Here is a 13,961-nt window from a genome sequence, read left to right on the forward strand (position 1 = left end):
GGGCCGAGCTCGCGGGCGAGCTCCTTGGTCGAGCGCCCGAGCAGGCCGGGGAGCTCCTCGGAGGAGAAGTTCACCAGGCCGCGCGCCACCGGGCGTCCGTCGGGGTCGCAGACGTCGATGGGGTCACCGTCGGTGAAACGGCCCTCGACCGAGGTGATTCCCGCTGGTAGCAACGACTTTCGCCGGTCGACGACGGCGTGCACGGCGCCGGCGTCGAGCAGGACGCGTCCCTGGGGCGTCGTCGCGTGGGCCAGCCAGAGCAGCCGTGACGAGCCACGGGACCCCGTCGGGAGGAAGAGGGTGCCGACCTCGTCACCGGCGAGGGCGGGGCCCGCCTGCTCCGCCGAGGTGAGCACCGTCGTGATCCCGGCAGCCGTCGCGATGGCCGCCGCCTCGATCTTCGTCGTCATGCCGCCGGTGCCGATCTTGGAGCCGGACCCCTTGACGACGATGCCCGCGAGGTCGGCGGGACCCGCGACGACGGGGATGCGGGTAGAGCCCTCGCGCGACGGCGGCCCGTCGTAGAGGGCGTCGACGTCGGAGAGAAGGACGAGGACGTCGGCGTGGACGAGGTGGGCCACGAGGGCAGCGAGCCGGTCGTTGTCGCCGAACCGGATCTCGTGGGTCGCGACCGTGTCGTTCTCGTTGACGACGGGGACCATCCCCAGGTCGAGCAGCCGCTCGAGGGTGCGGCGGGCGTTGGCGTAGTGGCCGCGCCGGGTCACGTCCTCGGCAGTGAGCAGGACCTGCCCGACGGTCAGCCCGTGGGCCCCGAACGCCGCCTGGTATGCCGCGACCAGCGCACCCTGTCCGACGCTGGCCGCCGCCTGCTGGGTGGCGAGGTCGCGGGGCCGACGGGCCAGTCCGAGCGGGCCGAGCCCGGCCGCGATGGCGCCGGAGGAGACGAGGACCATCGCGTCACCCGCGAGCCGCCGACGGGCGACGACGTCGACCAGGGCGTTCAGCCGCGCGGAGTCGATCCCCCCGTCCGGGCCGGTCAGCGACGACGACCCCACCTTGACGACGAGGCGGCGGGCGGCGGTGAGGGCTGACCGGTCGGGCACCCGCCGAGTCTAGGTGGGCTCGACACCTGGCTGGGACGGCCGGGTGGCGGACGGGACGGTCAACCGGCGGGAGTCCGGTATGCCGGGTGACCGGGGCGGCATACCGGGCACCTGCCGGTCTTGCGTCCCCGGCGCAGCGGACCGAACCGTGGTCTCAGCCCTCGTCGGCAGGGTCGTCGCGCGCGGTGGCCCAGTGGCCGGACCGGCGTTCGGACTCGAGCTCGGACTGCGTGGACTGCCGGGCGACGTAGCGGTCGTGGGCGGCCTCGCGCTTCTCCTTCGCGGAGAGGCGGGTCGAGACGTTGAAGCGCAGGTCGGTGCCGCGCTGGCCGAGCAGCTCCGCGCCGGCGATCATCGTCGGCTCCCAGTCGAAGACGACCGCGTCATCACCGGCGCCGATGAGCACGGTGTCGCCGGCGACCGCACCCGACTTGAAGAGGGCCTGCTCGACGCCGAGCCGGCCGAGCCGGTCGGCGAGGTAGCCGACCGCCTCGTCGTTGCTGAAGTCGGTCTGCCGGATCCACCGGGTCGGTCGCTCGCCGATGACGCGATAGACGAGCCCGTCGGCGGTGTTCTCCCTGCGGATCTCGAAGCCCGAGTCGTCGACGGCGCGCGGGCGCAGGACGACCCGCGGCGGCACGATCTGGGCGACGAGCCTGCGGGCCTCCTCGACGTGCCGCGCGAGGGCGAAGGTGAGCTCCTTGAGCCCGGTGCGGGCGACGGCCGAGACGATGAAGACCTCGAGGCCGCGCTCCTCGAGGTCACCCTTGACGAGCTCGGCGAGCTCGAGCGCCTCGGGGACGTCGGACTTGTTGAGGACGACGATGCGGGTGCGCTCGGCCAGTGGTCGACCGCCGAGGTCGGCGTCGGGCACGTAGAGCGCGAGCTCCTGCTCGATGACGTCGAGGTCGCTCATCGGGTCGCGGTCGGGCTCGAGAGTCGCGCAGTCGATGACGTGGACGAGGACCGAGCAGCGCTCGACGTGGCGGAGGAACTCCAGGCCGAGACCCTTGCCCTCGTGGGCGCCGGGGATCAGGCCGGGGACGTCGGCGATGGTGTAGCGGGCGTCCCCCGCTGTGACGACTCCGAGGTTCGGGACGAGCGTCGTGAAGGGGTAGTCGGCGATCTTCGGGCGGGCCGCCGACAGCACGGACACGAGCGAGGACTTGCCGGCCGAGGGGAAGCCGATGAGCGCGACGTCGGCGAGCGACTTCAGCTCGAGGACGACGTCCAGCTCGTCACCCGGCTCACCGAGCAGCGCGAAGCCGGGAGCCTTGCGGCGGGCCGAGGCCAGCGCCCGGTTGCCCAGACCGCCGCGGCCGCCGCGGGCCAGGACGTGCTCGAGCCCGGGACCGACGAGGTCGACGAGGATGTGGCCCTCGCTGTCCTTGACCACCGTGCCCTCCGGCACCGACAGGACGAGGTCGTCGCCGTCCGCGCCGTTCCGCTCGTCGCCGGCACCGGGCTTGCCGTTGCTCGCGCTGCGGTGGGACTGGCGGTGGTAGTCGAGCAGCGTCGTGGACTGCGGGTCGACCCGCAGGATGATCGAGCCCCCGCGACCGCCGTTGCCCCCGTCCGGACCCCCGAGGGGCTTGAACTTCTCACGTTTGACCGAGGCCACCCCGTGGCCGCCGTTGCCGGCTCGCACGTGCAGGACGACCCGGTCGACGAACGTCGTCGCCATGGCGGGACTCCTTCGGTGCTGTGGGTGGAAACGCGAAGGGGCGGACCGGACCGGCCCACCCCTTCGTGACGAAGCGCTAGCTGGACGAGGCTCAGGCCTCGACGGCGACGATCTGCGGCTGCTCGATGTTGACCGTCTTGCGGCCACGCTTGCGGCCGAACTTCACGGCGCCGGCGACGAGCGCGAAGAGCGTGTCGTCCTTGCCGCGGCCGACGCCATCACCCGGGTGGAAGTGCGTGCCACGCTGGCGGACGATGATCTCGCCGGCGTTGACGACCTGCCCGCCGAAGCGCTTGACGCCGAGGAACTGGGAGTTGGAGTCGCGACCGTTGCGGGTCGAGGACGCCCCCTTCTTGTGTGCCATGTCTGTGCCTGCCTTTGTCGTATCGAGCGAGCCGGAGATCGAGGGGAGATCGAGGAGGCGAAGCCTCAGGCCTCGATGGCCGTGACCTTGATCTGGGTGAGGTGCTGGCGGTGACCCTGACGCTTACGGTAACCGGTCTTGTTCTTGAACTTCATGATCGTGATCTTCGGCCCCTTGGCCGGCTTCACGACCTCGGCGGTGACCTTGACCTTGGCGAGCCGGGCCGCGTCGCTCGTGACGGTCGTGCCGTCCACGAGGAGCAGCGCGGTCAGGTCGATGCTGTCGCCCGGAACGGCCTTGACCTTGTCGATGATGAGGACGTCGCCCACGGAGACCTTCTCCTGGCGACCACCTGCGCGAACAATCGCGTACACGTCGAGCTCACTCTCTTCGGCCGGTCACGTGCGTGACTGGCATTACGGGTGGTGCACGCTCTCGTGGACCGTCACGTAGCGCCGACCCCGACAGCCCGTGGAGGTCGAGGACTGACCTCGACGAGCGGCTTGGCGGGAACGGGGCACAGATCGGTGGGCGCACCGAGGGTCGAGACTACCGGCCCGAGGGTGATGCCACCAAACCGGGCGGGTCATCCGGCCTGGTCCTCGTGCGGGGTGAGGCCGTCGTATGCCGCGTGAGCGGCGTCCGCAGGGCCCGCGTCGGGCCCACGCGGCGGTCCGGCCGGGGCCATCACGCGGCCGCGGCGACGGCGCGGGCGGGCGACGGGCGCCGCGAAGGGGTCGGCCTCGGGATCGACGGCAGGATCGATGTGGACGTCAGCCACGGGCTCGACCAGCTCGACCGCTTCGACCAGCTCGTGCGCTTCGACCAGCTCGACCGGCTCGACCGGCTCGACCGCTTCGACCAGCTCCACCTGGTGGAGGGTGTCCAACCCGGCGTCTCCGGTCTGGTCGGCCGCGGCGAACACGTTGCGCTCTTCACTCTCGCCGACGTTCTCGAGGTCGAGCTCGTCGTCGACGAGCCCGGAGCCCACCTTGAGGGCCGCGGCATGCGCAGCGGCGGCGATCTGGGCGGGCGTCGGTCCGCCGGAGCGCTGGGGGGCGACGAGGGCGGGGAGGGACGGAGCAGGAGCGGCTTCGACGGCCTTGCCACGACGACGACCGCCACCGGCGGGCGGCGGCGGCTGGCTCGGCGCCGCGTGCGTGTCGGCGTGCGGGCTGCTGTTGCTGCGGTCGACGGGGTCGGCATGCACGATGACCCCTCGGCCGGCGCAGGCCTCGCAGGTCTCGGAGAAGACCTCGATCAGACCCGACCCGACGCGCTTGCGGGTCATCTGCACGAGGCCGAGCGAGGTGACCTCGGCGACCTGGTGCTTCGTGCGGTCGCGGCCCAGGCACTCGAGGAGCCGGCGCACGACGAGGTCGCGGTTGGCCTCGAGGACCATGTCGATGAAGTCGACGACGATGATGCCGCCGATGTCACGCAGCCGCAGCTGCCGCACGATCTCCTCGGCCGCCTCGATGTTGTTCTTGGTGACCGTCTCCTCGAGGTTGCCGCCCGAGCCCACGAACTTGCCGGTGTTCACATCGACGACGGTCATCGCCTCGGTGCGGTCGATGACGAGCGAGCCGCCGGACGGCAGCCAGACCTTGCGGTCCATCGCCTTCGCGATCTGCTCGTCGATCCGGTAGTGCGTGAAGAGGTCCTCCTCGCTCGTCCAGCGGGTGATGCGCTCGGCGAGGTCCGGGGCGACGGAGCCGACGTAGCCCGAGACCTCGTCCCAGGCCTGCTGGCCGGCGACGACGAGCGAGGTGAAGTCCTCGTTGAAGACGTCGCGGATGACGCGCACGGTGAGGTCGGGCTCGCCATGGAGGAGGGTCGGGGCCGAGCCGGTGGCCTTGCCCTTGGTCTTGGTCCGGCCCCCGCCGGCCTCGACCTTGGTCCGGATGTCCTCCCACGTGGCGGTCAGGCGGTCGACGTCGGCGCGCAGCTCCTCCTCGGAGGCCCCCTCGGCCGCCGTGCGTACGATGACGCCGGCCGACGCGGGGACGATCTCCTTGAGGATCTTCTTCAGGCGGGCGCGCTCGGTGTCGGGCAGCTTGCGGGAGATTCCCGTCATGGAGCTCTCGGGCACGTAGACGAGGTAGCGACCGGGCAGCGAGATCTGCGACGTCAGGCGGGCGCCCTTGTGACCGATCGGGTCCTTGGTGACCTGGACGAGCACGTTCTGACCGGACCCGAGGGCGTGCTCGATCCGCTTGGGCTGGCCGGAGTCGAGGCCGGCCGCGTCCCAGTTGACCTCACCGGCATACAGGACGGCGTTGCGGCCCTTGCCGATGTCGACGAAGGCGGCCTCCATCGAGGGCAGGACGTTCTGCACGCGACCGAGGTAGATGTTGCCCGCCATCGAGACGTTGGTCTCGCGGGAGATGTAGTGCTCGACGAGCACGCCGTCCTCGAGGACGCCGATCTGGGTGCGGTCCTCCTTGTGCCGGACGACCATGACCCGCTCCACGCTCTCGCGTCGGGCGAGGAACTCGGACTCGGTGATGACCGTGCGGCGGCGCCCGGCCTCGCGGCCCTCACGACGGCGCTGCTTCTTCGCCTCGAGGCGTGTCGAGCCCCTGACGCTGGTGACCTCGTCGGAGGCGCGACGCGGCTCACGCGACTCACGCGGCTCACGCGACTCACGGACCCGGGGGGTGACGTTGGGCGCGTCGTCGCCGTCGCCACCGGAACCGCTGCGACGGCGGCGGCGGGTGCGTCGACGGCTGCCGCCGGACTCGCCCTCGGAACCGTCGGCGGTGTCGGTGTCGGTGTCGGCGTCCTCGCCGGTGCCCGACTCGTCCGCGGTGCTGTCGACGTCCGGTGCCGTGAAGGGGTTGGACGTGGGAGAGGCGTCCGGCGCGGCGGCGGCCGCGCCCGAGGACCGTCCTCGACGACGTCCACCGCTCGGTGCGGCGTCCTGCTCGGTGGTGTCATCGTCGGTGTCGACGGCGGCATCGCTGCCGCGGCCCCGGCGACCCTTGCCACCGCGACGGCGACGGCGGCGCGGGCCGTCGTCGGCGTCGCTGGTCTCGCCCTGGTCCTGCGATCCGTCCGAGTCGGTGGGCGTCTTCAGCACGGGCTCCGTGGCAGGGTCGACCTCGCCAGGGATGGCCGGGGCGTTGGGCTCCGCAGGCTCGGACGGCGCCATCGCATCGGCCGAGTCGTTGGGCGCGCTGGCTCCGGAGGACCGGGTGGACCTCCTGGATCGGCTCGGCCGGGTGGTCGCGCCGGTCTCGGAGCCGATGGTCTCGGAGCCGATGGTCTCGGGGCCGATGGTCTCGGAGCCGACCTCGGTCTCGCGGGCGTCGGATCGGTTGCGGCGACCCCGGGGTGCCTCGTCGGCGCCGACGGCCGGGACGTCCGGCTCCTCGCCGGGGGCCGGGGCAGGCGGGGCGGCCTTCGCGGGCGAGGAAGCCCGGCGCGAGCGACGGGCGGGCGGTGCCTGGAACAGGACCTCGAGGGTGGCGACCGCCGGGACCTCCTCGACCTCGTCCTCGATCTCGATGTCGGCCGCTGCCTCGGTCGCGGCAAAGAGGTCGGCTGAGATCTCGGCGGCTGGCGGCGAAGGCGGGGCAGCCGGCGCGGTGGCCTTGCGGCTGGCCCGCTTGCGCGCTGTCTTCTTTGCGGCGGCGGGTGCGTCTGCCGTCGCGGTGTCAGGCGCGTCGCCCCCTCGCTGGACAGCGGGCACCTCGGGCGCCTCGGGCACCTCGGTGACCGCAGGCGCGGCGGCAATCGAATCGACCGACTCGACCGACTCGACCGACTCGCTGGCAACCGCCGGCGCTGCCTTTTTCCGGGGGGCCCTGGTGGCCGCCTTCTTCGCCGCCTTCTTGGCCGGCACGGCAGTCACGGCCGGTTCAGCAGCGACAGCGGTGTCGGCCGAGTCGGCCGCTTCGGCTGCGTCGGTGGAACCGCCAGTCGCCGGGTCGCCGGCTGCGCTCGCTGCGGCGCGGCTGGCCCGCTTGCGCGGCGTCCGCGCGGCGGGCGCCTTGGTAGCCGGCCCCGTGGTCGGCCCCGTGGTCGGCCCAGTGGTCGGCTCAGCAGTCGGCTCGGCGACCGAGTGCTCAGCCGCCGTCTGGTCGGTGTGGGTGTCGTTCTCGGAAGCCATCAGGCGTCCCTCTCCGTCACGCGGTGGAGATCCACACCGAGGCCGGGAGGCCCATCTTCTCCGCATGTGCGGTGTTCGGATCGCCCTCGTCGCGGATGCGGCGGGACGGAAGTCGTCGTGCTGCAGCTGGCCGGGTTCGCGTGCTGCGCGGCACCTCGGTCAGCTGTCGCCGACCCTCTCGTCGGCGGCCAGTGGATCAGCCACCCCCACGGTTGCGTCGAGCAGGGGGCCCTGGGCCAGTCGAGTCACCAGTGGTGGCGTCAACGGCTCCAGGCGAGAACCTGCACGCAGCGCGGTCAGAATGTCGTCGGGGCGAACGGCGGGTGTGGTGTGCCGTACGACCGCCCTCATTGTGGCACATCCCGGTGCCCCCGCCGGGAGGGCGTGCGGGACGGTGTCGCGCAGCGCCTCGTCCGACGCCACGGTCATCGCCAGCACGGCCGAGCGCACGTCGAAGGTCCGAGGCCCGTTCTTGAAGGTCCGGGTGACCTCGATCGTCTCGAGGGCGAGGAAGATCTCGGCCGCCGCCCGCAGCTCCGCCTCGGTCACGTCGCGGAAGGCCAGGACCCACTCGCTGGCCTGGAGCCGGTCGGCCAGCGCCCCGGGTCGCGCCTCGACGACCTCGAGGACGTCGAGCCCGATCGGCAGGGCCTCGTCGAGGGCCAGCCGCACCGACTCCGGCTCGACCCGTTCGGTCACCGAGATCTCGACGTACTCCGCCTCGCTGCCCATCCCGGTCGGGGCGGCGTTGGCGTAGGAGATCTTCGGGTGCGGGTGGAAGCCCGCGCTGAAGGCCATCGGCACGTCGGCGCGGCGCAGCGCCCGCTCGAGCGCGCGCTGGAAGTCGCGGGTCGAGGAGAAGCGGAGCCGGCCGCGCTTGGCATACCGGATCCGCAGCTTCTGCACCGCGGGCTCGGGGGCGGGACCCTCCGGGACGCGCTGTCGGGACATGCGGGCAGGCTACGCGACCCGGGGCCGGCTCAGATGCTCGTGACCTCCTCGGCGTCCGCCGAGCGGATCGGGAGGTCGTCGAAGACCGCGGGGGGCTGGTGCCAGAGGTCGGGCAAGGTGCCCGCGACCGCCTGGTCGTATGCCGCGAGCACCCGCTGCGGGGTCAGCGGCATGTCGATGTGGCGGACACCGAGGTGCCTGAGCGCATCGACGACGGCGTTGTGCACCGCGGGCGTCGATCCGACAGTAGCCGATTCGCCGATTCCCTTGGCCCCCAACGGGTTCAGATGAGTCGGCGTCTCGGTGTTGGCGGTCGTGAAGCTCGGCAGCTCTGTCGCAGAGGGGATCCCGTAGTCGGCGAAGGTGGCCGTGACGGGGTTGCCGTCGACGTCGTAGCAGAACTCCTCCCACAGGGCCTGCGAGATGCCCTGCGCCAGGCCGCCGTGCTGCTGCCCGGCGACGAGCAGCGGGTTGAGCACCCGGCCGCAGTCGTCGACCGCAACGTGGCTGACGGGAGCCACGAGCCCGGTCTCGGTGTCGACCTCGACGACGGAGACGTGCGCACCGAAGGGGAACGTCGCGTCGGCGGGGACGAAGTCGTGGTCCGCCCGCAGTGGCTCACCGTCGGCAGAGGCCCGCGTCGCCACCTCGGACCAGCCGACCGAGACGTCCGGCACCCCGGCGACCGAGAAGCGGCCGTCGGCGAGCTCGATGTCGGCCGGGGACGCCTCGAGCAGGGTGGCCGCGAGCAGCCGGGCCCGGGCGAGGACGTCGTCCGCCGCACCCACGACGGCGCTGCCACCGAGCTGCAGCGAGCGCGAGCCCCCGGTGCCGCTCCCCCGCGGCACGAGCGCGGTGTCGGACTGCTCGAAGCGGATCTGCTCCATCGGGATACCGAAACGGTCGGCGACGATCATCGAGAACGACGTCGCGTGCCCCTGGCCGTGGGACGACGTGCCCGCCCGCACGGTCACCGTGCCGTCGTCCGCGACCTCGACGACCCCGAGCTCGCCCCCGCCTCCGCCGGTGATCTCGGCGTAGCAGGAGACGCCGATGCCGAGCATCCGGACGTCGCCGCTCAACCGGCGCCGGGCCTGCTCGCGGCGCAGCCCGTCGTAGTCGGCGATCCGCAGGGCCTCGCGCAGCGGCAGGTCGTAGTCACCGTTGTCGTAGGTCATCCCCGCGAGGGTGCGGAAGGGGAACGCGTCGGGCCGGATGAAGTTGCGGCGGCGGATCTCGACCGGGTCGAGGCCGAGCTCGTCGGCGGCGACGTCGACGATCCGCTCGAGCATCGCGGCGGCCTCGGGACGCCCGGCGCCGCGGAAGGCGCCCACCGGAGCGGTGTTGGTGAGCGCGGCGACGCCCGCGTAGTCGAGGGCGCCGATGTCGTAGACGCCCGGCGCCATGATGTAGGTGGTGCTGTAGGCGAAGGCGCCGCCGAACCCGGCATACGCGCCGCAGTCGCCGATGATCCGGGCCCGTAGCCCGAGGAACCGGCCTTCGGCGCTCAGCCCGAGCTCGAGGTAGTCGAGCTGGCCGCGGCCCTGCATCGACAGCATCGCCTCGGAGCGGGTCTCGGCCCACATGACCGGTCGGCCGAGCGCGCGGGCGGCGGCGAGGACGACGATGTGCTCGGCGCTCGAGCCGGCCTTACCGCCGAACGCGCCGCCGACGTGGGGGGCGACGACCCGGACGCGGTCGGTGTCGAGCCCGAAGGTCTTCGCGATCGTCGCGCGGGCGCCATGGGGCATCTGGGTGGCGAGGTAGGCGGTGAGGTCGTGGTCGTCGTCCGCCCGGCCGGGGACGGCGAGGACGGCGTTGCCCTCCAGCGGCGCGACGGCCAGCCGCGCGTTGTGCATCCGCAGCCGCACGACGTGCGCCGCGCCGGCGAGGACGTCGGGGCCGGGAGCGCTGCGTTCGCCACCGGCGATGTTGCGGGGTACCGCGTCGAACTGCAGCGGCGCCCCCTCGGCGAGCGCCGCCTCCATGTCGACGACGACGGGCAGTGTGTCGTAGTCCACGTCGACGAGCTCGGCGGCGTCGACCGCCTGCGCCTTGGTCTCGGCGATGACGATTGCGACCGGCTCGCCCACGAAGCGCACCCGGTCGGCCGCGAGCGGCATCCGCGGACAGCTGGCGTTGACCGGCACGAAGGGGATCACCGCGCCGAGGTCGAGGTCGGCGGCGGTGAGGACCGCGACGACCCCGGGCGCCCCGCGGGCGGCTTCGATGTCGGCGACGCGGAAGGTCGCGTGGGCGACCGGCGTGCGGACGAACTGGGCGTGGAGGACACCCGGCACGTGGCGCAGGTCGGCGACGTAGTCACCGCGCCCCCGCACGAGGTCCGGGTCCTCGACACGGCGAACGGCATTGCCCAGCAGAGATCCAGCCATGCTCGGACTGCATGCCGTGTCGCCCCCTCCCGCGAGAGGGCCACCGCAGGACGTCCGCACCGTTGGCATACCGGTGTCGCGTCGGTGCGGACGCAACGGGTCTGTCGCCCCTCAGCCCGCCCGTCAGACGCCGATCAGCTTCGCGCGCCGCGCTGCTCGCGTTCCGCGGCGTCGAGCCGGTCCGCCGCCTCGAGCGTCGGCGCGGTGCCACCGAGCCGGGCGGGCAGGAAGATCCGGTCGGTGCCGACCAGCGGCTCGTAGCCGTCCTGGAGCCCCTTGAGCATCCCCTCCATGACCTCGTGGATGCTCGCGGTGGCGGCGTCGACGTCGTCGCCGGGGGCGACGGGCACCGGTGGGCCGATGGCGATCGAGATCGGGGTCCTCGTGCGTCCGAGCCGCTTGGGCAGGCCCTTGGTCCAGACCCGCTGCGACCCCCAGATCGTCATCGGGAGCATCGGGACGCCAGCCTCCTGGGCCATCCGCGCCGCACCGTTCTTGAAGGTCTTGAGCTCGAACGAGCGCGAGATCGTGGCCTCGGGGAAGACGCCGACGATCTCGCCGCGCCGCAGCGCGTCGACGGCGGCGTGGTAGGAGCCCGAGCCTGCCGCGCGGTCGACGGGGATGTGCTTCATGCCGCGCATCAGGGGTCCGCTGACGGGGTGGCGGAAGACGCTCTGCTTGGCCATGAAGCGCACGAGGCGACGGGCGGGGATGGCTGCGTAGCCGGCATACGTGAAGTCCATGTAGCCGGTGTGGTTGATGACCATGACGGCGCCGCCCGAGCGGGGGACGTGGTCGGTGCCGGTGATGGTGAACCGCAGGCCCTCGAGCGCGAAGACGCTGCGGGCCAGGGTGATCACCGGCGTGTAGACGGGCTCCATGGACCCAACCTAGCGGGGGGTGTCTGCGGCGTCGACGAGGTCTGCTCTGTCGATGAGGTCGTGGAGGATGCGCTCCAACGCCGTCCGGTCGGCGTCGGACAGGTGGGCGAAGAGCGTCTCCGCGTCGGCGTTGCGGGTGGCGATGATCTCGGCGTCGGTGCGGCGGCCGGCCTCGGTCACCTCGACGTAGGTCGCCCGGCGGTCGCTCGGGTCGGGCACCCGGACGACGAGGCCCAGCTCGGCGAGGGCGTCGACGACCTCCGTGGCCGAACGCGGGGCGATGCGCAGCTCGGCGGCCAGGTCGCCGAGGCGCAGCCGGTCGCCGTGGCTCACGGCCCGCAGCGCGCGGCCCTGGTGCGGCGACAGGCCCCATGGCGCGAGGCCGTCGGCCCAGCGGCGCCGCAGCCGACGCGAGACGGCGAGCACCAGGTCGGCGAGCGCCGGCTCACCGGACTGGTCGCCGCGGCCCGGACCGAGCCCTCGAGCGGAATACATGGTGAGAGCCTACCGTTGGACGGGTTGCCTCATAGTGAGGTAACCTCATTAACAGATCCGACCCCCACCGAAAGCCTGTGATGCCTGTGGAGAGCACCTTCATCGATCCGACCCGGACCGCCGCCCGTTCCGGCGCACGCGGCATACGAGGTGGGCCGGCCCGTGTCGACCCCGCCGACCGTGCCCAGCTCGCCGAGTCCCCTGTCTCGGGGCGCCGCGTGGCCACCCTCTTCGCGCCCTACCGGCTGCAGATCGCGGTCGTGATGGGCCTCATCGTCGCCTCGTCCGCGGTGTCGCTGGCGAGCCCCTTCCTGCTGCGCACCGTCATCGACGACGCCCTCCCCCACCACGACCTGCGGCTCCTCGCCTGGGTCGTCGCGGGGATGCTGGGCATCACCGTCGTCACCGCGGTGCTCGGCGTCCTCCAGACCTGGCTGTCGACCCTGATGGGCCAGCAGGTCATGCACCGGCTGCGCACGGACGTCTTCACCCACCTGCAGCGCCAGTCGCTCTCCTTCTTCACCCGCACCCGCAACGGCGAGATCCAGTCGCGCCTGACCAACGACGTGGCCGGGATGCGCTCGGTCGTCACCTCGACCGCCACCTCCATCGCCTCCAACGTCACCACCGCAGTCGGCACCGCCATCGCGATGGCCGTCCTCAGCTGGCGGCTCAGCCTCCTCTCGCTCCTCGTCATCCCGCCCGCCATCTGGCTCTCGCGCCGGGTCGCCCTGCTGCGGCGCGACATCACCCTCAAGCAGCAGCGGTTCATGGCCGACATGCTGACCCAGGTCGACGAGGGCCTGTCGGTCAGCGGCATCCAGCTCAGCAAGAACCTCGGCGCGGGCGAGCGCATGTCGCAGCGCTTCACGGCGACCTCGCGCGACCTGGTCGACCTCGAGGTGCAGTCGCAGCTCGCCGGTCGCTGGCGGATGGCGACGATGTCGATCGTCTTCGCGGCCATCCCCGCCCTGATCTACCTCGCCGCCGGCCTCCCCGCCACGTCCGGCGGCATGACCATCGGCACGCTCGTCGCTTTCACGGCACTGCAGACCGGCATCTTCCGACCGCTGATGGGCCTGCTCGACGTCGGTGTCTCCATCGTCAGCTCGATGGCGCTGTTCAGCCGGATCTTCGGCTACCTCGACCTCGAGGCCGACGTGCGGCCGCCCGAGCGCCCGGTGGTCGTCGACCTCGGCGCGGTGCGCGGCGAGGTGCGCCTGGAGGGCGTGAGCTTCCGGTATGCCGACGGCGGCGACACGCTCGCCCTCGACGGCATCGACCTCACGGCGACGGCCGGCAGCACGCTGGCCCTCGTCGGCGAGACCGGCTCCGGCAAGACGACGCTCGCCGGGCTGGTCTCCCGGCTCCGCGACCCGAGCGTCGGCCGGGTGACCATCGACGGCGTCGACCTGCGCGAGCTCGCCTTCGACGACCTGTCGAGCATCGTCGGCGTCGTCTCCCAGGAGACCTACCTGCTGCACACCTCGATCCGCGAGAACCTCCTGCACGCCAAGGCCGACGCGAGCGACGCCGAGCTGTGGCAGGCCCTCGAGGCCGCGCAGATCGCTCCGCTCGTCGCGGGTCTCGCCGACGGGCTCGACACGATCGTAGGGGCGCGCGGGCTGCGGTTCTCCGGTGGCGAGAAGCAGCGCTTCGCGATCGCCCGGACGCTCCTCCGCGACCCGCGCGTGCTGGTCCTCGACGAGGCGACGAGCGCGCTGGACAACGACACCGAGCGGGAGCTGCAGGCGGCGCTCGACGTGGTCGTCAGGGGCCGCACGACGATCACCATCGCGCACCGGCTCTCGACGATCCGGCACGCCGACCAGATCGCCGTCCTCGACCACGGCCGGGTCGTGGAGCGCGGGACGCACGAGGAGCTCGTCGGCGCCGGCGGGCGATACCAGCACCTCGCGACGGACGCCCGGACGCTGGCCCTGACCGCGTAAGCCACCCCGCGCCCCACCCCCCACCCCCGCCCCCGTCTGCTGAGGTCGGGGTCTCGCGCTGAG

At 72.5% G+C, this 13,961-nt stretch carries 10 protein-coding genes; 1 reads left to right on the forward strand and 9 read right to left on the reverse strand.

Translation table 11 applies throughout. From position 1 onward, the window contains the following. From proB to Q0R63_RS16260, 9 genes are all read right to left on the reverse strand, one after another. On the reverse strand, positions 1–1,064 hold a 1,064-nt coding region (proB, locus tag Q0R63_RS16220; RefSeq protein ID WP_295699496.1), incomplete at its 3' end, for a glutamate 5-kinase. Positions 1,065–1,218: 154 nt separating this feature from the next. Next, positions 1,219–2,748 (reverse strand): GTPase ObgE, encoded by a 1,530-nt coding sequence (gene obgE, locus Q0R63_RS16225; protein ID WP_295699499.1) that lies wholly within the window; start codon positions 2,746–2,748, stop codon positions 1,219–1,221. A gap of 91 nt (positions 2,749–2,839) precedes the next feature. Further along, the gene (gene rpmA / locus Q0R63_RS16230) at positions 2,840–3,112 is read right to left on the reverse strand and encodes a 50S ribosomal protein L27 (RefSeq protein WP_295699503.1); all 273 of its coding nucleotides are present in this window, start codon (positions 3,110–3,112) and stop codon (positions 2,840–2,842) included. A 65-nt stretch (positions 3,113–3,177) separates the two neighbouring features. Further along, complete coding sequence (gene rplU / locus Q0R63_RS16235; RefSeq protein ID WP_295699505.1) at positions 3,178–3,486, reverse strand: 50S ribosomal protein L21; 309 nt, start codon at positions 3,484–3,486, stop codon at positions 3,178–3,180. 212 nt (positions 3,487–3,698) lie between these two features. Then, positions 3,699–7,226, reverse strand: coding sequence for an Rne/Rng family ribonuclease (locus Q0R63_RS16240; protein WP_295699508.1), 3,528 nt, complete (start codon positions 7,224–7,226; stop codon positions 3,699–3,701). Between the two features lie 159 nt (positions 7,227–7,385). After that, positions 7,386–8,177 (reverse strand): TIGR03936 family radical SAM-associated protein, encoded by a 792-nt coding sequence (locus tag Q0R63_RS16245; protein WP_295699511.1) that lies wholly within the window; start codon positions 8,175–8,177, stop codon positions 7,386–7,388. Positions 8,178–8,206: 29 nt separating this feature from the next. Continuing rightward, positions 8,207–10,570, reverse strand: coding sequence for a xanthine dehydrogenase family protein molybdopterin-binding subunit (locus Q0R63_RS16250; RefSeq protein ID WP_295699515.1), 2,364 nt, complete (start codon positions 10,568–10,570; stop codon positions 8,207–8,209). A gap of 134 nt (positions 10,571–10,704) precedes the next feature. Next, positions 10,705–11,451, reverse strand: coding sequence for a lysophospholipid acyltransferase family protein (locus Q0R63_RS16255; RefSeq protein WP_295699517.1), 747 nt, complete (start codon positions 11,449–11,451; stop codon positions 10,705–10,707). Between the two features lie 9 nt (positions 11,452–11,460). Then, positions 11,461–11,946 (reverse strand): MarR family winged helix-turn-helix transcriptional regulator, encoded by a 486-nt coding sequence (locus Q0R63_RS16260; RefSeq protein ID WP_295699519.1) that lies wholly within the window; start codon positions 11,944–11,946, stop codon positions 11,461–11,463. 80 nt (positions 11,947–12,026) lie between these two features. On the opposite strand from Q0R63_RS16260, the gene Q0R63_RS16265 reads away from it, so the two are divergent. Then, complete coding sequence (locus Q0R63_RS16265; RefSeq protein WP_295699522.1) at positions 12,027–13,898, forward strand: ABC transporter ATP-binding protein; 1,872 nt, start codon at positions 12,027–12,029, stop codon at positions 13,896–13,898. Positions 13,899–13,961 lie beyond the last annotated feature (63 nt).

Source organism: Lapillicoccus sp. (assembly GCF_025353065.1).
In the GTDB taxonomy this organism is placed as follows: Bacteria; Actinomycetota; Actinomycetes; order Actinomycetales; family Dermatophilaceae; genus Lapillicoccus.

Coding starts and splice junctions, on each gene's coding strand:
- obgE (WP_295699499.1), bottom strand. CDS start 2,748: ATGGCGACGACGTTCGTCGACCGGGTCGTCCTGCACGTGCGAGCCGGC.
- rpmA (WP_295699503.1), bottom strand. CDS start 3,112: ATGGCACACAAGAAGGGGGCGTCCTCGACCCGCAACGGTCGCGACTCC.
- Q0R63_RS16240 (WP_295699508.1), bottom strand. CDS start 7,226: ATGGCTTCCGAGAACGACACCCACACCGACCAGACGGCGGCTGAGCAC.
- Q0R63_RS16245 (WP_295699511.1), bottom strand. CDS start 8,177: ATGTCCCGACAGCGCGTCCCGGAGGGTCCCGCCCCCGAGCCCGCGGTG.
- Q0R63_RS16250 (WP_295699515.1), bottom strand. CDS start 10,570: ATGGCTGGATCTCTGCTGGGCAATGCCGTTCGCCGTGTCGAGGACCCG.
- Q0R63_RS16255 (WP_295699517.1), bottom strand. CDS start 11,451: ATGGAGCCCGTCTACACGCCGGTGATCACCCTGGCCCGCAGCGTCTTC.
- Q0R63_RS16260 (WP_295699519.1), bottom strand. CDS start 11,946: ATGTATTCCGCTCGAGGGCTCGGTCCGGGCCGCGGCGACCAGTCCGGT.
- Q0R63_RS16265 (WP_295699522.1), top strand. CDS start 12,027: ATGCCTGTGGAGAGCACCTTCATCGATCCGACCCGGACCGCCGCCCGT.